The sequence below is a fragment of the Staphylococcus sp. HMSC13A10 genome, assembly GCF_001808005.1.
In the GTDB taxonomy this organism is placed as follows: domain Bacteria; phylum Bacillota; class Bacilli; order Staphylococcales; family Staphylococcaceae; genus Staphylococcus; species Staphylococcus pasteuri.
Map to the genome: position 1 here is coordinate 303,337 of NZ_KV791884.1, position 17,929 is coordinate 321,265.

The 17,929-nt window shown below is 31.5% G+C and carries 16 protein-coding genes; 8 read left to right on the forward strand and 8 right to left on the reverse strand.

Translation table 11 applies throughout. The features are described from left to right. The first annotated feature begins 31 nt into the window (after window positions 1-31). Both HMPREF3125_RS11740 and rpsD read left to right on the forward strand, forming a co-directional pair. Entirely contained in the window at window positions 32-493 is a 462-nt protein-coding gene (locus HMPREF3125_RS11740; RefSeq protein WP_029055661.1) for a GAF domain-containing protein, read from the forward strand. 233 nt (window positions 494-726) lie between these two features. Further along, window positions 727-1,329: a 30S ribosomal protein S4 gene (gene rpsD / locus HMPREF3125_RS11745; RefSeq protein ID WP_070453973.1), complete on the forward strand. Its 603-nt coding sequence runs from the start codon at window positions 727-729 to the stop codon at window positions 1,327-1,329. A gap of 109 nt (window positions 1,330-1,438) precedes the next feature. On the opposite strand, the gene HMPREF3125_RS11750 is transcribed toward rpsD, so the two are convergent. Then, on the reverse strand, window positions 1,439-2,176 hold the full coding sequence (locus HMPREF3125_RS11750; RefSeq protein WP_070453975.1) for a glycerophosphodiester phosphodiesterase: 738 nt from the start codon (window positions 2,174-2,176) through the stop codon (window positions 1,439-1,441). Window positions 2,177-2,253: 77 nt separating this feature from the next. On the opposite strand from HMPREF3125_RS11750, the gene HMPREF3125_RS11755 reads away from it, so the two are divergent. The 3 genes from HMPREF3125_RS11755 (at window position 2,254) to serA (ending at window position 5,566) form a co-directional block, all read left to right on the forward strand. Next, complete coding sequence (locus HMPREF3125_RS11755; protein WP_017638240.1) at window positions 2,254-2,694, forward strand: OsmC family protein; 441 nt, start codon at window positions 2,254-2,256, stop codon at window positions 2,692-2,694. 123 nt (window positions 2,695-2,817) lie between these two features. Beyond that, window positions 2,818-3,981: a pyridoxal-phosphate-dependent aminotransferase family protein gene (locus HMPREF3125_RS11760; RefSeq protein WP_070453977.1), complete on the forward strand. Its 1,164-nt coding sequence runs from the start codon at window positions 2,818-2,820 to the stop codon at window positions 3,979-3,981. Next, a complete protein-coding gene (serA, locus tag HMPREF3125_RS11765) occupies window positions 3,971-5,566 on the forward strand; it encodes a phosphoglycerate dehydrogenase (RefSeq protein ID WP_070453978.1) in 1,596 nt (531 codons plus the stop codon). Before HMPREF3125_RS11760 ends, serA begins: the two co-directional genes overlap by 11 nt. 77 nt (window positions 5,567-5,643) lie before the next feature. Here serA and HMPREF3125_RS11770 read toward each other — a convergent pair whose 3' ends face one another. Together HMPREF3125_RS11770 and nagE are read right to left on the reverse strand one after the other, a co-directional pair. After that, complete coding sequence (locus tag HMPREF3125_RS11770; protein WP_070453980.1) at window positions 5,644-6,768, reverse strand: HAD family hydrolase; 1,125 nt, start codon at window positions 6,766-6,768, stop codon at window positions 5,644-5,646. A gap of 96 nt (window positions 6,769-6,864) precedes the next feature. Next, window positions 6,865-8,343: an N-acetylglucosamine-specific PTS transporter subunit IIBC gene (gene nagE, locus HMPREF3125_RS11775; RefSeq protein WP_046466810.1), complete on the reverse strand. Its 1,479-nt coding sequence runs from the start codon at window positions 8,341-8,343 to the stop codon at window positions 6,865-6,867. 385 nt (window positions 8,344-8,728) lie between these two features. Here nagE and HMPREF3125_RS11780 point away from each other — a divergent pair, with 385 nt between their 5' ends. Continuing rightward, the gene (locus HMPREF3125_RS11780; RefSeq protein ID WP_046466811.1) at window positions 8,729-9,052 is read left to right on the forward strand and encodes a DUF2147 domain-containing protein; all 324 of its coding nucleotides are present in this window, start codon (window positions 8,729-8,731) and stop codon (window positions 9,050-9,052) included. Between the two features lie 112 nt (window positions 9,053-9,164). On the opposite strand, the gene HMPREF3125_RS11785 is transcribed toward HMPREF3125_RS11780, so the two are convergent. Beyond that, window positions 9,165-9,782 (reverse strand): lysophospholipid acyltransferase family protein, encoded by a 618-nt coding sequence (locus HMPREF3125_RS11785; RefSeq protein ID WP_017638246.1) that lies wholly within the window; start codon window positions 9,780-9,782, stop codon window positions 9,165-9,167. A 171-nt stretch (window positions 9,783-9,953) separates the two neighbouring features. Here HMPREF3125_RS11785 and HMPREF3125_RS11790 point away from each other — a divergent pair, with 171 nt between their 5' ends. Continuing rightward, window positions 9,954-11,210, forward strand: coding sequence for a S1C family serine protease (locus HMPREF3125_RS11790; protein WP_070453982.1), 1,257 nt, complete (start codon window positions 9,954-9,956; stop codon window positions 11,208-11,210). 24 nt (window positions 11,211-11,234) lie between these two features. On the opposite strand, the gene HMPREF3125_RS11795 is transcribed toward HMPREF3125_RS11790, so the two are convergent. The 3 genes from HMPREF3125_RS11795 to tyrS all read right to left on the reverse strand — a co-directional run bounded on the left by HMPREF3125_RS11795 (window position 11,235) and on the right by tyrS (window position 14,585). Then, window positions 11,235-12,662 (reverse strand): DHA2 family efflux MFS transporter permease subunit, encoded by a 1,428-nt coding sequence (locus HMPREF3125_RS11795; RefSeq protein ID WP_070453984.1) that lies wholly within the window; start codon window positions 12,660-12,662, stop codon window positions 11,235-11,237. Between the two features lie 134 nt (window positions 12,663-12,796). Further along, window positions 12,797-13,261 (reverse strand): MarR family transcriptional regulator, encoded by a 465-nt coding sequence (locus HMPREF3125_RS11800; RefSeq protein WP_070453986.1) that lies wholly within the window; start codon window positions 13,259-13,261, stop codon window positions 12,797-12,799. A gap of 61 nt (window positions 13,262-13,322) precedes the next feature. Beyond that, window positions 13,323-14,585 (reverse strand): tyrosine--tRNA ligase, encoded by a 1,263-nt coding sequence (gene tyrS, locus HMPREF3125_RS11805; protein ID WP_017638250.1) that lies wholly within the window; start codon window positions 14,583-14,585, stop codon window positions 13,323-13,325. 576 nt (window positions 14,586-15,161) lie between these two features. On the opposite strand from tyrS, the gene HMPREF3125_RS11810 reads away from it, so the two are divergent. Then, on the forward strand, window positions 15,162-16,073 hold the full coding sequence (locus tag HMPREF3125_RS11810) for a transglycosylase domain-containing protein (protein WP_029055654.1): 912 nt from the start codon (window positions 15,162-15,164) through the stop codon (window positions 16,071-16,073). A 52-nt stretch (window positions 16,074-16,125) separates the two neighbouring features. Here the strand turns inward: HMPREF3125_RS11810 and HMPREF3125_RS11815 are convergent, their stop codons facing one another. Next, window positions 16,126-17,793: a formate--tetrahydrofolate ligase gene (locus HMPREF3125_RS11815; RefSeq protein ID WP_029055653.1), complete on the reverse strand. Its 1,668-nt coding sequence runs from the start codon at window positions 17,791-17,793 to the stop codon at window positions 16,126-16,128. Between the last annotated feature and the right edge of the window lie 136 nt (window positions 17,794-17,929).

Below are 17,929 nucleotides of genomic sequence, written 5' to 3' on the forward strand. Positions count from 1 at the left end.
TATTGTAAAATATTATTTAAGGGGACAGGTTATGATAGACATTAAAAATACAAATTATGACTTATTACAAAAACAGCTCTCTAGTCTAATAGAAGATGAAACTAATTTAATTGCTATATTAAGTAATGCCTCTGCGCTTATTAATGACAATATGGATAAAATTAATTGGGTCGGCTTCTATTTAATAGAGGAAAACGAACTTATCTTAGGTCCTTTTCAAGGTCATCCTGCTTGTGTCCACATTCAAATCGGAAAAGGTGTATGCGGAACTGCAGTCTCTACTAATGAAACACAAGTTGTGAAAGATGTCCATCAATTTCCAGGTCACATTGCTTGTGATGCAAATAGTAATTCAGAAATTGTTGTACCAATTCATAAGGATGGCAAAATTATAGGCGTTTTAGATATTGATGCGCCAATAAAAAATAGATTTAATGATCAAGATAGAATAGGATTGGAAAAAATCGTTTCGATTATAGAAAATCAAATATAACTAATTTAGTATAAAAGTATTGACTCTTTTATATAAACTGGTACAATGAAATTTGTGTGAATTAACGAAAATAGCAGTTGTATATTATTGAGCGCTATGTTGTTCCCAATGTGGACGTGTCGTGTAACTGTCGCTATAAGGTGAAGACACATAAAACAACATATCTTAATAAGCATATAACACTCTTTTTTGTTTATTCATAACAACAAAAAAGAAAAAGGAGGAGTCTTATTATGGCTCGATTCAGAGGTTCAAACTGGAAAAAATCTCGTCGCTTAGGTATTTCATTAAGCGGTACAGGTAAAGAATTAGAAAAACGTCCTTACGCACCAGGACAACATGGTCCAAACCAACGTAAAAAATTATCAGAATATGGTTTACAATTACGTGAAAAACAAAAATTACGTTATTTATATGGAATGACAGAACGTCAATTCCGTAACACTTTTGACATCGCTGCTAAACAATACGGTGTACACGGTGAAAACTTCATGATTTTACTTGCAAATCGTTTAGACGCAGTAGTTTATTCATTAGGTTTAGCACGTACTCGTCGTCAAGCACGTCAATTAGTTAACCATGGTCACATTGAAGTTGATGGCCGTCGCGTAGACATCCCATCATATTCATTAAAACCTGGTCAAGAAATCAGCGTTCGTGAAAAATCACAAAAATTAGATATCATTACTGAGTCTGTTGAAATCAACAACTTCGTACCTGAATATTTAAACTTTGATGCTGACAACTTAAAAGGAACTTTCGTTCGTTTCCCTGAACGTAGCGAGTTACCAGCTGAAATCAATGAACAATTAATCGTTGAGTATTACTCAAGATAATTGGTTTATATTTTCCACCCAATTTCCATTTGGAGATTGGGTGTTTTTTTATATCTTTTAATCTTTAAAAAAGGAGAAACTAACGTTACGTTTGTTTCTCCTCTTCTATTTACAATTTATCTGGTATATCTGTTATAATGCCATCCACTTTTAAGTTGATAAGATGATTTGCATCTTTCGTCTCATTAACTGTATAAGGCATAACCTTTAAATATTCGCTATGTGCTTTGTCCATAAAATGTTTATTTACGAGACTAAAGTTAGGATTTACATAATTGGCTACTTGAGCGATTTCTTTAAAGTTAGGTAACTTATACCAATATTTTTTCTTACTAATTAATACTCCTAATTCATATTCTATTTTCATATCTGAAAGTTTTTTCACACTATTAAAATCAAATGATTGTAAAATCACTTTTTTAGTTGGAACTTTATATTCTTTAAGTTTGTCTACAATCATTGTTTCAATACCTGGGTATTGACTTGGCTTTTTAATTTCAATAAGTAATGTTTTAGAACTATTTGAATGTAATTGTAACACTTCATCAAATGTGGGAATGGGTATATGATTCGGTTGACCATCATGATTTGATCCGAAATCAAATTGTCTTAACTCAGCTAGTGTATAATCTTTTACTTTTCCCTTTCCATTAGAAGTACGATCAATTGTATCATCATGAATTACAACTAGTTTTTTATCTTTAGTATAATGCAAATCAATTTCTAACATATCAATCGGTAAATCTAACGCATGTTGATACCCAATCAATGTATTTTCTGGATAATCTTTAGGTAATCCTCTATGCGCGATTAACTTGAATGATTGGTTTGGTCGTTCAATTGTCATGAAAGTCACCTTTCTTTTAATTTGTTTAGATATATTCTAAACTTAAATTACCATAATGACACAGGAGGTCAATTTAAATGGTTCAACATGATTTTAAAGTTCAAACAAAATGGCATGGTGGTAGAAATGAAGTTGGCAACGTTACAGGTGATATTATTAATGAGCAAATATCTATACCTAGTACACTTGGCGGAAATGGTGTCGGTACGAATCCAGACGAATTATTAGTTAGTGCTGCCTCTTCATGTTACATTATTTCATTAGCAGCTACACTTGAAAGAGCAGGTTACGATGATATTTCTATAACACAATCATCTATAGGCACTGCTATATTTGAAAATGTTAAATTCAGAATGGATTCCATTACGCATTATCCTGAAATCGAAGTTGCACCACATAATAGAGAAAGTCTTGAAAATCGATTACCTAAATTGTTAAAAATTGCTGACAATAACTGTATGATCTCTAACTCAATTCGCAATAACGTTGCTGTACATATTAAACCAACAATTAAATAATACATTCTAGCTATCAGTTCTTTTGTGATTAATAGTAATCGGACTGGTAGCTTTTAATTTTATCTTTTAAATTTTCAGAATATTTGTTAAAATAATTAAATCTTACAGTTGGAGGAATATTTTATGCATTATTATCAACCCCTTTTACTTACACCTGGACCAACCCCTGTACCTGATGAAATTATGGCTCAAATTCAATTACCTATGGTAGGTCATCGTTCTCCCGATTTTGAGACGATTGCTGAAGAAGCATTTAGCGGCTTAAAACCGATATTTGGCGCACAAAACGATATTATAATATTAACTTCAAGTGGTACAAGCGCACTTGAAGCAAGTATGTTAAATATCGCTAACCCTGACGATCATATTGTCATTATAGTTTCAGGTGCATTTGGTAATCGGTTCAAACAAATAGCTGAAACGTATTATAGCAATGTGCACGTCTTTGAGGTTACTTGGGGAAAATCAGTTAATGTTGACCAGTTTATAGACTATATCAAATCACTAAATGTAAAAATAACAGCTGTGTTCTCTCAATTTTGTGAAACATCAACTGGCGTTTTACACCCTATCCATAAACTAGGAAAATCACTTAAAACATATGATAAAGATATCTTTTTTGTAGTGGATGGCGTTAGCTGTATTGGAGCTGTTGAAGTAGATTTAGTCAAAGACAATATAGATGTCTTAGTTTCAGGTAGTCAGAAAGCTATTATGCTACCTCCTGGATTGGCATTTGTAGCTTATAATGATAGAGCAAAGCAAAGATTTAACGAAGTAACTACACCTAGATTCTATCTTGATTTAAATAAATATATTGATTCAGCAAATAATCACTCAACGCCTTTTACACCTAATGTTGCGCTATTTAGAGGCGTTAATGCATATGTTGATTTGGTTAAACATGAGGGCTTCAACCATGTTATTGAAAGACACTATCTTATAAGAGATGCTCTCCGTGCTGCTTTAACAGCCTTAAACCTTAAATTATTAGTTGATGATGATGATGTAGCTTCCCCTACTGTCACAGCTTTCATTCCTAATACAAAAGATGAACTATCATTAATTAAAAACCAACTTAAATCCCGATTTAATATTACAATTGCCGGAGGACAAGGACATTTAAAAGGGAAAATCCTAAGAATAGGACATATGGGTAAGATTTCTCCATTTGATATATTATCCGTCGTATCAGCTTTAGAACTAATCCTTACTGAAGCAAGAAAAACTAATTATATCGGAACAGGTATATCTAAATTCATGGAGGTGATTCATCATGAGTCATAAAATTTTAGTGTCCGACCCTATTTCAAATGAGGGTATAAAGAGTTTATTGGAAGATGAACAATTTGAAGTTGATATCAAAACCGATTTATCAGAAGATGACTTAATCAATATTATTCCCGAATATGAAGGATTAATTGTACGCAGTCAAACACAAGTTACGAATAAAATCATTCTAGCCGCTTCAAACTTAAAAGTAATTGCAAGAGCTGGCGTGGGCGTAGATAATATCGACATCGACTCAGCTACTTTAAAAGGGATTTTAGTAATCAATGCACCAGACGGTAATACAATATCTGCAACCGAACATTCAATCGCAATGATTTTAGCTATGGCTCGAAATATTCCTCAAGCGCATCAATCTTTAAACTCAGGTGAATGGAACCGTAAAGCGTTTCGTGGTACTGAATTATATAACAAAACATTAGGTGTTATTGGTGCAGGTCGTATTGGTTTAGGTGTAGCCAAACGTGCGCAAAGTTTTGGTATGAATATCTTAGCTTTTGACCCTTATTTAACCGAAGATAAAGCAAAAACATTAGACATTAAATTAGCAACAGTTGACGAAATTGCTGAAAATGCCGACTTTGTCACAGTCCATACGCCACTTACACCTAAAACGAAAGGTATTGTAGGTGAGGCATTTTTCAAAAAAGCTACGCCAAACTTACAAATTATAAATGTTGCAAGAGGCGGTATTATTGATGAACAAGCACTTGTAAATGCATTAGATCAGTCACTTATTTCTAGGGCAGCAATTGATGTTTTTGAACATGAACCGCCTACAGATTCACCACTAATTGAACACGATAAGATTATAGTGACACCTCATTTAGGAGCTTCAACGGTAGAAGCTCAAGAAAAAGTAGCTATATCAGTTTCTAATGAAATGAAAGATATTCTTACAAATGGTACTGTCAAAAATGCCGTTAATGCACCTAAGATGGATATGAATAACGTAGATCAAAACGTTAAAGATTATTTATCTTTAGCTACAACACTTGGAGAATTTGGAATACAATTATTAAGTGGTGCACCAAGTAAAATTACAATGACGTATGACGGTGATGTTGCCAAAGCAGATACAAGTCTAATTACAAGAACTATAGTTACTCATATATTAAAAGAAGATTTTGCAGATGAAGTTAATATTATAAATGCACTTGCTTTATTAAATAAACAAGATGTATCTTACAATATTGAAAAGAATAAAAATGATTCTGGTTTCAGTAATTATATAGAATTATCATTATCTAATGATAAAGATTCAATTAAAATCGGTGGTACAGTATTAGCCGGATTCGGTCCTAGAATTGTTAGAATTAATAACTTCTCTTTAGATTTTAAGCCTAATCAATATCAAATTGTTACATGTCATAATGACCAACCTGGCATTGTAGGTAAAACTGGAAACTTATTAGGTTCTAAAGGTATAAATATTGCGTCAATGACTTTAGGAAGAACTGATGAAGGTGGACAGGCATTAATGATTCTCTCTATTGATCAACAAGCACCTCAACAAATTATTGAAGAGTTAAATCAAGTCGTACCATTTAATAAAATTATAAGTACCAAGCTAACGATTTAAACCTTAAAGTAATTAAAGCTACAGAAATATATGAATGTTGTATCCAGTACATCACTCATGTATTCTGTAGCTTATTTTTATAATAAAATTTGTCTTAATTCACCAACATGATTAATAATATAATCCGCTTCATATGACTCTAATTCTGATTTAGCTTGCTTACCTTTTAATCCTGTTAATGTTCCTATAAAAGTAGCACCAATTTTCTTAGCACTTAATAAATCTGCTAAAGAATCCCCTACTATAAAAACATCTTCTTTATTTACAATATCATTCTGTACCGAAGCATATTTATAATATTCTTCTTCTTTATTACCATTTAATGTAGCAATATAACTAAAAGGATTAGGTTTACCTAATGGCTTATAATTAGGATATAAATTCTCTGCCTTCATCACTTCACTTGCTGTCACAATGTGATTATTGTCGAAGTATGGTAATAATTCTAATGATTCAAAAGGCACAAGCGTTTCAGTTCTAGATCTACCTGTTGCTATTGCAATACGATAGCCTGCATTTTTCAAATCATTAAACAAATTTTGCAATTCTTCAACTGGACGAATGACAATTTCTTGATGTATAAAGCCAGTTTTATCACTATTATATGCTGGTTGACCTTCAACAGTCTCGAATAGGGTTGATCCTAAATACCATTCTTGATATATAGATTGCGTTAAATACCATAATGAACTTTTAAATTCAAATAGTGATACATTACTCACACTAAGCTCACTTTTAGCAAATTCCTGTAAAGATGCAAAAATATTCTCTTTCCCACTATCAACCGAATTTAAAAAAGTAAGTGGTAAATTATAATCAATTTGATAATCTTTGGTTATAGACTGACCTATTAATTGTAATTGCGATGGTTTTATAGACTTTGTTTGTAATACATTTTCAATCTTGTCTAATGGCAGTAGCTTTAAGATTTTAATAAAATGTAGACAAAATACAATATAGAGCATATCCCAATTAGAATTAAGACCTAATGATTTTAATTGATGCAATACTTTATCATTCACAAAGATGTTAGACCTTACATTTGAAATTATGTCATCATCAAGATGGTTTAAATTATTGTTATTATCCAAACCTAAATAATTATTATCCATTAGCAATTCATATACTGTTAATGCCGAAACATCAAAACATCTTTCTTCACTTAAAAATACACCATCAACATCAAATAAAACTGACTTCATCTATCTTACTCCCTTTCAGAAAATTCTGATACTATATAATATACATGGTGAAAATAAATAGAGCAAATTCAAAAATGAATTTGCTCTACTTTAATATTATTGTTCCATTTGTTTTTCAATTTCATCTGCTACTTGTTGAACATGTGTACCTATAATCACTTGCGTAGAATGTTGACCACTTTTAGTTACACCAACAGCTCCAGCGTTCTTGATTTTTTGTTCATCAATGTTTGAATTGTCTTTAAGTTCGAGTCTTAGTCTTGTTGCGCAATTAGTTAAGGTAGTAATATTTTGGCTACCACCTAAACCTTCCAGTATTTGTGAAGCTGACTTAGTATATTTACTTGTTTTAGTTGGTTTACCATTATCATTTTCTTTTTCAATAGCATCTTCGTCTGTTGGATCAGCTAATTCATTATCTCCACGACCAATAGTATTTAAGTTAAATACTTGTATAACAAATCTAAAGATGACGTAATATAAGATAAAGAATACAACACCTTGTACTAGTAACATGAGTGGATGATTAGATACTGGATTAATTAATGATAATAGATAATCTATAAGACCAGCGCTAAATGAGAATCCTGCTGTCCAATGGAAAAGTGCTGCAATAAATAGTGATAGACCTGTTAAGAAAGCATGAATAACATATAATACAGGTGCTACAAACATAAACGCAAATTCAATAGGTTCAGTGACACCAACGAAGAATGCAGCAATAGCACTTCCTAAAAACCAACCATAAACTTGCTTTTGTTGTGAAGTTTTAGCAGTATGATACATCGCTAATGCCGCTGCTGGCATACCAAACATCATAATTGGGAAGAAACCAGCTTGATATCGACCTGTTATACCATGAACAGCATCTTTACCAGTTTGGAATTTACCGATATCATTAATGCCAATTGTATCAAACCAAAATACAGTGTTTAATGCATGATGTAGACCAGTTGGAATTAATAGTCGATTCGCTACACCATAAATAAATGCACCAAAAGGTCCCATTCCGACAATCCATGTTCCAAATGTCATGATTGCACCATATACAACTGGCCAAACAAATAATAATATAATTGCTAAGAAAGTACAGAAAAAGGCTGTTAGTATTGGAACTAAACGTTTCCCACTAAAGAACGATAATGCAACTGGTAATTCAGTGTCACTAAATTTATTATAGGTATATGCTGCAATTAAACCAATAATAATACCTACAAAAACATTAGCATTATCCATTTTTTCAAATGATAAATCTATGGAACTTTGTTTCATATGTAAAATAGGTGCTAAATTTTTAGGTGATAGTACTTGTGTAACAACAAAGAAACCTAATGCTGCGGCAAGTGCAACGGCACCATCATTTTTCTTAGCCATACCAATTGCTACACCAATGGCAAATAGTATTCCCAATTGTCCTAAAATAGTTGTACCCACTGCTACAAAAAATAGAGCTACTTGAGGTAATACATGTAATGCATTAAGTGCGTTACCAATCCCTACTATAATCGCTGCAGCAGGTAAGACAGCAACAGGAAGCATTAATGAACGACCTAAGTTCTGAAAAAATTTATACATTCAATTCTCCCCTTTTCGATTGAATTACAACAATTATGTATTTGATATCCAAAACTATATAATTCAATGTTATTTATAGTTAATATTTAATGAAAGCGTTCTTAAATGCCGTCACATCAATTATTATCCTTAAATATTGTATCAGAATAAGAAGATAATTAAAATTGCTAATACGCTCTAATTATGAACTTTTCAAGATATTTAATTAGTGATTTTTTGAAATCTTTCATTTTAATTCGAAAAAAAAGATATTAAATACATCTATAAATAGCTTAATATTTAACTTTATATTAATTCATTTAAAATAAATTATACAAAATGTATTATACACAACTTTTTGTTTGTTTGATAAAATAAAGTCAATATTTAAGGAGGATGGTGCAACGTGAAAAAGTTTTTAGTTTTAATTTCAATTTTAAGTATATTATTAGTAGCATGTTCTAGTAGCCCTACTAAACAAGCTGAAGGAAAATGGCAAAATAGTGATGGAGACATCATTACGATTAAAGGTGAATCACTCAAAGTCACTAGTGGTGGTATGTCACTTGAAGGGTCTATTAAAGATGATAAAGAACATAAACATTTAGCTAAGATTAATCTAAGTGGTGAAACAGGCTATTTAAAAGTAGGAAAGAAAGCAATCTATGCCTTAGATTCACCTAATGACAAACCAGACAGTGAAGATAAATTCGAGAAAATTAAACAATAAGTTTAGTTTTACAATTGTTAGTACTTATTTATTTTATTAATATCACTGAAAATTAAAAGGTTGGATAATGATTTATTCGTACTTGAATCATTATCCAACCTTTATTGTTTTACTATAAATTTTTAGCTATTTCATTTAATTCTTTTTGAAGCGCAGTTGTTCTACGTTCAATTTCTTTAGTTAAATATTCTACTTTTTCATTTCTCTTTAACTCTTTAGGAATATCACTTGTATCAATTGGCTCTCCAAATTTAAGTAAAGCTTGCCCAGTCACTAATCCATGTAATGCTTTAGGTCCTACATATGCAGCTGGTAAAATAGGTGCTTTACCTAACATAGCTATTGTAGCTGCACCTCTTTTTAATGGTGCACCTTCCATTGATGTTCTATGACCTGTTGGGAATATGCCTACAGTTTTATTTTCTTTTAGTAATTTAATTGGTCGTTTCAATGTACTTGGACCTGGGTTTTCTCTATCAACAGGAAACGCATTTAATGAGCTCAGGAATTTCCCGCCCCATTTATTACTAAATAATTCTTTCTTAGCCATATAGTTAATTTGATTTGGATAAATTGCCATACCTAACATTATAACCTCGTTATAACTTTCATGTGTACAAGTCACAACATAATTATTGTCTTTGGGAATGTTTTCTTTACCAATAACAAATAGTGATTTGCCTAATTTAACTAAAATAAAATATAAAATACTACTTATCACTTTATACATCGTTACACCTACTTATATAGTTTTCTATTTAACATATAGATTTTATCATTTACCTGCAATATGAACAAGATAACTTCTAAATAAGTCTAAAGTCTGATAGCAGAAGACTAGCGTTTTTGTGAAAAAAATTACATAATTAAGAGTAGAGATTATTAAAATTGGAGGTCAAATATGTCAGATTATACACAATCGAATCAATCTTATGATTCTCAACAACAACCATCTCGATATAATAAACCTAAGTTTCCGTGGTTTAAAACCATTTTAGTTGCATTAATTGCAGGTATTATTGGTGCCTTACTCGTTCTTGGAATTGGTAAGATACTTAATCAAACTGTATTAAATCATGATGGTGCAACGGTTAATGAAGCGTCAAATAGTAAAGGCGGTAATCAATTAGATGGAAAAAGTGATAAATATGATTCTGTCCATGAGATGATTAAAGATGTTTCTCCAGCTATTGTTGGAGTTATTAATATGCAAAAATCAAATAACCTTGATGATTTATTAAAAGGAAAAACTTCTAAACCAGAAGAAGCTGGTATAGGTTCAGGTGTTATTTATCAAATTAGTGACGGTTCTGCTTATATCGTAACAAATAACCATGTTATTGATGGTGCATCTGAGATAAAAGTACAATTACACAATTCAAAACAAGTTAAAGCTAAACTTGTCGGCAAAGATGCTGTTACAGACATTGCTGTATTAAAAATAGATAATACTAAAGGTATCAAATCAATCGATTTTGCAAATTCATCAAAAGTTCAAACAGGAGATAGCGTGTTTGCAATGGGTAACCCACTCGGTTTAGAATTTGCAAATTCAGTCACATCTGGTATTATTTCTGCAAATGAACGCACAATTGATGCTAATACGACTGGTGGCAATACAAAAGTAAATGTACTTCAAACTGATGCAGCGATCAACCCAGGTAATTCTGGTGGTGCACTTGTAGATATTAATGGTAATTTAGTTGGTATCAACTCAATGAAAATTGCATCTGAACAAGTCGAAGGAATTGGATTTGCTATTCCTAGTAATGAAGTAAAAGTTACAATTGAGCAATTAGTTAAGCATGGGAAAATCGAACGTCCATCTATTGGTATAGGATTAATCAATTTACAAGATATCCCTGAATCATACAGAAAAGAAATGAATACCGATAGTCAATCTGGTGTTTATGTTGCGAAAGTCAGCCATGATAGTAACCTTAAAAAAGGTGATATTATAACAAAAGTTGATAGTAAAACTGTTAAAGAAGATACTGATCTAAGAACTTATTTATATGAACATAAGAAACCCGGAGAGCATATTAAATTAACAGTTATCCGAGATGGTAAAACTAAAAGTATTGATGTTAAATTAAAAAAACAAACACAAACATCTACACAGTCATCTTCAGAAAGACAAAGTCAATTTGCACAATAATAGTAAAACAAGGTATTAATGAAATTAAGATTCATCAATACCTTGTTTATTTTTGGTTAAAAATAACGCTGGAATTAATATAAATAAAATAGCTATCACAGAAACCACAAATCCTTCATGAAATCCTGTTAATTGCTTACTGATAACATCATGCATAGCAGATTTTGAAATGTTAGAAGCGACTACAGTTGCGATAATGGCTGTTCCAAAACTAGCACCAACATTCTCTATCATATTGATGCCAACACCAGCCTCTGATAATTGTGATTCTGACACACCTTTATATGCATCTGCCATCAATCCAAGATTTATACCACCCACGCTACATCCTCTAATAAATAATATTAGAGATATCCACCAGATAGATGTATGTTGATCTACAAAAGCTAATGGTAAAGTGCCGATAATAGCAATCACAATACTTATCATAATAACGTATTTTGCACCTATTCTATCAATATATTTACCTATATATGGACGTGTGATCAACATCCCTACCCCTTGAGGTATTAATGCTAAAGCTGCTTCGATTGCAGAATAATGTTTAAAAGATTGAAAGAATAACGGCAGTATAACCATTGGTCCCATAATACCTATATTAGCCAAAAGTAATCCTAACATTGAAGCTGAGTAAGTTTTACTTTTAAATAAGTTAATAGGTAATATCGTATTAAATTGATTTCTTAAATTATAAATGACATAACCAACAATAAATATCACACCTACAGTTATACAAAAGACTGCTAAAGGATCCAAAAATGTACCTTTATCTCCTGCTTCGGTGATACCATATATTAAACTTGTACTAATAATTCCTAACATTGCAATTCCTATAGCGTCTAACGATTTATCTTTGTTAAATGGTTTAAAAGATGGTACGTATTTCATCATAAGTGGTACCGAAATAACAGTTACTAATATATTAATAAAAAACATCCATCTCCAAGATGCAAAGTGAATAATAAAACCACCTAACGTAGGTCCTAATATAGGTCCAAAGATCATTGGGGTGCTTACAATAGCCATTACCTTACCTATATTTTCTTGACCTGCAGTCTTAACTAATAAAGTAAACATAAGAGAAGTGATAACACGTGCACTAAAACCTTGAACAATTCTAAATAGAATAAATACGTTAACTGAATTACTAAGTCCAACCATTAATGAAGTTAAACCGAATAATGACATTGCTATTATAAATACATTTTTACTATTGAATTGATTCATTAACCAACCAGAGAATGGAATAGCAATAGCTAAAGCTAGAATATATCCTGTAATTCCCCATTGAACAATATCAATACTAGTATGAAATGTTTGGTTTAATTGTTTGATACCAATGTTGATCATCGTTGAATCTAACATTGGAGCGATAGCACCTATAGCAATAGCCCATGCTGCATGCATCGTTTCTTTTGGAATTTGTTGACTTTGTGCTTTATATTCTGACATAAATTGACTCCTTTTTGTTTCTACGTCAACAAATTTACGCCTATTTTGTTTCCTTGTCAACAATAAAAATTTGAAAAATAAAAATGAGGCATCAATAATGCCTCATTCTCGAAACTATAACTTTCTAAATTTATTTAAAGTTGTAATTCATTTTTCTTAATTTCATCATCTAAATGGTTATTATATCTTTCAATAAATTGATATATACTATCAAATTCTTCTTGTGATAAATTGTCGAATACCACTCGATCTCTTGCTTCAAACTTAGCATGTAGTTGCTGATGTGTGTTATAAACTTGTTGACCTTTTGGTGTAAGTCGAAAATATATTTCTTTTTTATTACTATCGCTTCGATAACTTTCAATCAACGATTTTGTTTGAAGACGTTTTGTCAATTTACTTATGGCACCTCTTGTCATAAATAATTGTTCAGTTAAACTTTTAACATTAGGGTTTTTTAAGTCATGTATGGCTTCAATACAATGAACTTCACTTGATTTGTATTCTTTTAGCGCTTCTTGCATTTCATCTTTATTTAGCCATGCAATTTTATTAAACATGTTTCGCAACCCTCTCATGATGACTTCTTCTTTATTCAAGTTTTAACCTCCCACACACCAATTTAGATCTTTAGGTAATTGATTCAAGATCTTAAATAATTTATTTGTAATTAACCATAAAGTATTTCTTTTTACCTCTACGAATAATAGTAAATTCGTCTTCGATTTTGTCTTGATCTGAAAGTTCATAATTTACATCTTGTTGACGTTCACCATTAATATAAATTGCGCCATTATTAACATCTTCACGCGCTTGACGTTTTGAAGTAGCAATTCCTGTTTCAATTAACGCTTCAATAATATTTGTAGTTTCTTTAGATAATTCAACTTGAGGTACATCTTTGAAACCTTCTTTTAATTCTTTAGCTGATAATGATTTTAAATCTCCACTAAATAATGCTTGTGAAATTCTAATGGCATCGTTTAAAGCAGCCTCACCATGGATAAAACGAGTTACATTTTCAGCTAATGCTTTTTGTGCTTCACGTTTATGTGGTGCTTCCTCTTTTGATTGTTCTAATTGATCAATCTCTTCCTTACTTAAGAAAGTAAAGTATTTTAAGAATTTTATTACATCTTCATCTGATTGGTTTATCCAAAATTGATAAAACTCGTATGGACTTGTCTTTTCTGCATCTAACCAAACAGCACCAGATTCTGATTTACCAAATTTCTTACCATCAGATTTAGTTACTAGTGGAATAGTTAAACCATATGCTTCAGTTTGTCCATACATACGTCTCATTAATTCGATACCACTTGTAATATTACCCCATTGATCTGAACCACCTACTTGGATTTTACAATTTAATTCACGGTTCAAATGACCAAAGTCAATTGCTTGTAAAATAGTATATGTGAACTCTGTATAAGAAATACCATGTTCTAATCTTGTTTGGATAGAATCTTTTCCTAGCATATAGTTAACACCAACATGTTTACCATAGTCACGTAAAAAGCTAATTAACGAGATTTGCCCCAACCAATCTTTATTGTTAACTAAAGTTGCACCTTTATCTGTACCGAACTCAAATAGTTTATGCATTTGTTGACTAATACCTTGTACATTAGCTTCTACTTGTTCTTCGGTTTGTAATACACGTTCTTCTGATTTACCAGATGGATCACCAATCATACCTGTACCACCACCGATTAATACAATCGGACGATGACCATGCTCTTGAAAACGTCTTAAAGTTAGAAATGGAAGCAAATGACCAATGTGTAAACTATCTGCTGTTGGGTCTGCACCACAATATAAAGCTACTTGTTCTTTATTTAATAATTCTTCAATTCCCGCTTCATCAGTTTGTTGATATATAAGTCCACGCCATTTTAAATCTTCAATTAATGCATTTGACATTATTCAATTCCTCCTAAAAATATTCTTTTATTATCATAAGTTTAGATGTAAGTGTGATTGAAAGATAAGCCTTTTAAGTTTAAATGGTTCATATCATATTTTACTGAATATCTAAATATCAATAACTTTTAAAGATACTATCATCAAAAGTGTATTAGATATACAATTAAACAAAAAAATGCCCCTACATTTCATCAATGTAAGGGCGCATTTGCACGGTACCACCATACTTAAATTTAGGCTTCATAAGTGAATCATCCACAATTCTAAAACTAATTCATTTGGTATAATACTCAAACGTTTAGTTATCTAAGTGTCCAAAATTGTTGGATATTCTTTAACCTAATATCTCTCTTAATGATACGTTCATTAATCAAACGTCAGACTTGTAATAAAAAGGTGTATTCACAAAATAGAAAATATTAGTTCACAGCAACCACTAACTCTCTGAAATTCTCTACAAAGCTACTTGTCCTTCATCTGAAACCTATGTATTTGAATCTAATTATAGTTAACATTATTTTAAAAGTCAACTTACCGAGTATGATATAATAAGCTAAAATAAGGAGGTTTGCTATGGATAATATGAAACAACATCGGCAACATGATAATTTGTTTCGATTTGAAAAATTATATAAACGAATTAAACACATCATTGTTTCAGTTTTTATAATCGGTGTAGTGTTTACACTTATTATCTTATTAGCTGCCCTAGTTTATTTTCACCAACTAACTAAAGAAGCATCATCAATAAGTGATAATGCATTAAAACATAAAGTCATTCACTTTGCTGGAGATGATTTAATTAATTATAAAAACAAGGACATCTTATATGAATATGATCATTCACTTAATCCATTAATAGTAGGTCCTAAACATGTGAATCCAGATGTTATTAAAGCGCTAACGTCTTCAGAAGATACTTTATTTTTCCAGCATAACGGCATTCTTCCAAAAGCCATTTTAAGAGCAATGTTTCAAGATTTATCTCAGAAAGAACATAGTTCTGGTGGCAGCACCATTACACAACAATTAGTTAAAAATCAAGTGTTAACTAATGAAAAAACATATAGTCGTAAGGCTAATGAAATTATACTAGCTCAACGACTTGAAGATATATTAAGCAAAAAGGAAATTATCTACACCTATTTAAATATTGTTCCATTTGGACGAGATTATAACGGTGCTAATATCACTGGTATTTCATCTGCATCTTATAGTTTATTCGGTGTTTCAGCGGAACATTTAAATATCGCTCAATCCGCTTATCTTATTGGGTTATTACAAAGTCCATATGGTTATACACCCTATGACGAAAATGGTAACTTAAAACCTGCAAATGAAATTGAATATAGCATACAAAGACAACATTATGTTCTAAAACGTATGCTAGTAGAAGAAAAAATTACAAAGGCAGAATATCAAAAAGCAAAACAATATAATATTAAAACTCATTTATTAACTAAACCTAAAAAATCATCAAATTAAAAATAACCCCTTGATAATATTCAATAAATTATCAAGGGGTTAACTATATATTTTAGAATAATCCTATTGCATGTCCATCATCAGTTACGTCCATGTTTAATGCAGCAGGTTTTTTAGGTAAACCTGGCATTGTCATAATTGCACCTGTCAATGCAACGATAAATCCTGCACCAGTTTTAGCTTCTAATTCACGGATTGTGATTTCGAAATCACTTGGTGCTCCTAATGCTGTTTGATCATCACTAAATGAGTATTGTGTTTTAGCCATACAAATTGGGTAATGATCCCAACCATTATCTTTAAATTGTTTTAATTGTTTTTGAGCTTTACTAGTGAATGTTACTTTTGAACCGCCATAAATTTCTTTAACAATTGTTTCAATTTTATCTTCTAGTGGTTGTTCTAATTCATAAAGTGGTTTGAAATTTTGTGGTTGATCTAGAACTTCTAGAACTTCATTAGCGAGGTCAACTCCGCCTTTGCCACCTTTTTCCCAAACTTCAGTTAGAGCAATTCTTACGCCATTTTCTTTTGCCCATGATTTAACAAATTCTACTTCAGCATCTGTATCATGAATGAATGCATTAATTGCAATAATTGGTTCTACACCAAATTTTTTAATATTATTAACGTGTCGTTCTAAGTTAACAATACCAGCTTTAACTGCATCTACATTTTCTTCTTTCAAGTTATCCTTAGTGACTCCGCCATGCATTTTTAAAGCACGAACTGTTGCCACTAAGACGACAGCTGAAGGTTCGAAACCAGCTTCACGGGCTTTGATATCCATAAATTTCTCAGCACCTAAATCTGAACCAAAGCCTGCTTCTGTGACAACAATATCAGCTAAGTCTCTCGCTGTTTCTGTAGCTAAAATAGAATTACAACCATGTGCAATGTTAGCGAATGGGCCACCATGAACTAATGCAGGTGTACCTTCAATTGTCTGTACTAAGTTAGGTTTAATTGCATCTTTTAAAATCATAGCTAATGCGCCTTCAACTTTTAAATCTGCAACGGTAACTGGTTTACGATCGCGTGTATATCCAATTGTTATTTTACTTATTTTTTCTCTTAAATCTTTAATATTACGACTTAAACATAAAATAGCCATAATTTCTGAGGCAACAGTAATATTAAATCCATCTTCACGTGGCACACCGTTAGTTGGACCACCTAAACCAACGTTTACATGACGTAGTGCACGATCATTCATGTCTAGAACACGTTTCCATTCAATTCTACGTTGATCTATGCCTAAGTCATTACCTTGGTGTATATGGTTATCTATGAAAGCAGATAAAGCATTATTTGCAGTAGTAATAGCATGGAAATCACCATTAAAATGTAAGTTAATATCTTCCATTGGTAATACTTGTGCATAACCGCCGCCTGTTGCGCCACCTTTAATACCAAAAGTAGGTCCTAAAGCAGGTTCACGTAAAGCTACCATGACACTTTTCTTTAGTTCATGGAAAGCATCTGATAATCCTACTGTTACTGTTGATTTACCCTCTCCAGCTGGAGTTGGACTCATTGCAGTTACTAATACTACCTTACCTTTATTGTCTTTAGGTTTAATTTGGTTTATATCAATTTTAGCTTTATAATGTCCATATTGTTCTAAAGCTTCATCTGAAATTCCTGCCTCATTAGCAATTTCACTAATAGGTCTTAATTTTGATTGGTTTGCAATTTCTAAATCTGATAAATGTGCCAACTTATTTCAACCCCTTATAAATATTTATAAAATTATAAAAATAAGTGTAAGAATCAGTTATGTACATGATTCAATTGCTCTTACATCTTTAATAATAACCGACTTATTTATTGATGTCGAATATTTGATAGCGTTT

Bases quoted from the DNA above. Each gene is read 5' to 3' on its own strand.
- HMPREF3125_RS11790 (WP_070453982.1), top strand. From the start codon at position 9,954: ATGTCAGATTATACACAATCGAATCAATCTTATGATTCTCAACAACAA.
- HMPREF3125_RS11770 (WP_070453980.1), bottom strand. From the start codon at position 6,768: ATGAAGTCAGTTTTATTTGATGTTGATGGTGTATTTTTAAGTGAAGAA.
- tyrS (WP_017638250.1), bottom strand. From the start codon at position 14,585: ATGTCAAATGCATTAATTGAAGATTTAAAATGGCGTGGACTTATATAT.
- HMPREF3125_RS11755 (WP_017638240.1), top strand. From the start codon at position 2,254: ATGGTTCAACATGATTTTAAAGTTCAAACAAAATGGCATGGTGGTAGA.
- HMPREF3125_RS11785 (WP_017638246.1), bottom strand. From the start codon at position 9,782: ATGTATAAAGTGATAAGTAGTATTTTATATTTTATTTTAGTTAAATTA.
- serA (WP_070453978.1), top strand. From the start codon at position 3,971: ATGAGTCATAAAATTTTAGTGTCCGACCCTATTTCAAATGAGGGTATA.
- rpsD (WP_070453973.1), top strand. From the start codon at position 727: ATGGCTCGATTCAGAGGTTCAAACTGGAAAAAATCTCGTCGCTTAGGT.
- HMPREF3125_RS11750 (WP_070453975.1), bottom strand. From the start codon at position 2,176: ATGACAATTGAACGACCAAACCAATCATTCAAGTTAATCGCGCATAGA.
- HMPREF3125_RS11795 (WP_070453984.1), bottom strand. From the start codon at position 12,662: ATGTCAGAATATAAAGCACAAAGTCAACAAATTCCAAAAGAAACGATG.
- HMPREF3125_RS11740 (WP_029055661.1), top strand. From the start codon at position 32: ATGATAGACATTAAAAATACAAATTATGACTTATTACAAAAACAGCTC.
- nagE (WP_046466810.1), bottom strand. From the start codon at position 8,343: ATGTATAAATTTTTTCAGAACTTAGGTCGTTCATTAATGCTTCCTGTT.
- HMPREF3125_RS11810 (WP_029055654.1), top strand. From the start codon at position 15,162: ATGGATAATATGAAACAACATCGGCAACATGATAATTTGTTTCGATTT.
- HMPREF3125_RS11760 (WP_070453977.1), top strand. From the start codon at position 2,818: ATGCATTATTATCAACCCCTTTTACTTACACCTGGACCAACCCCTGTA.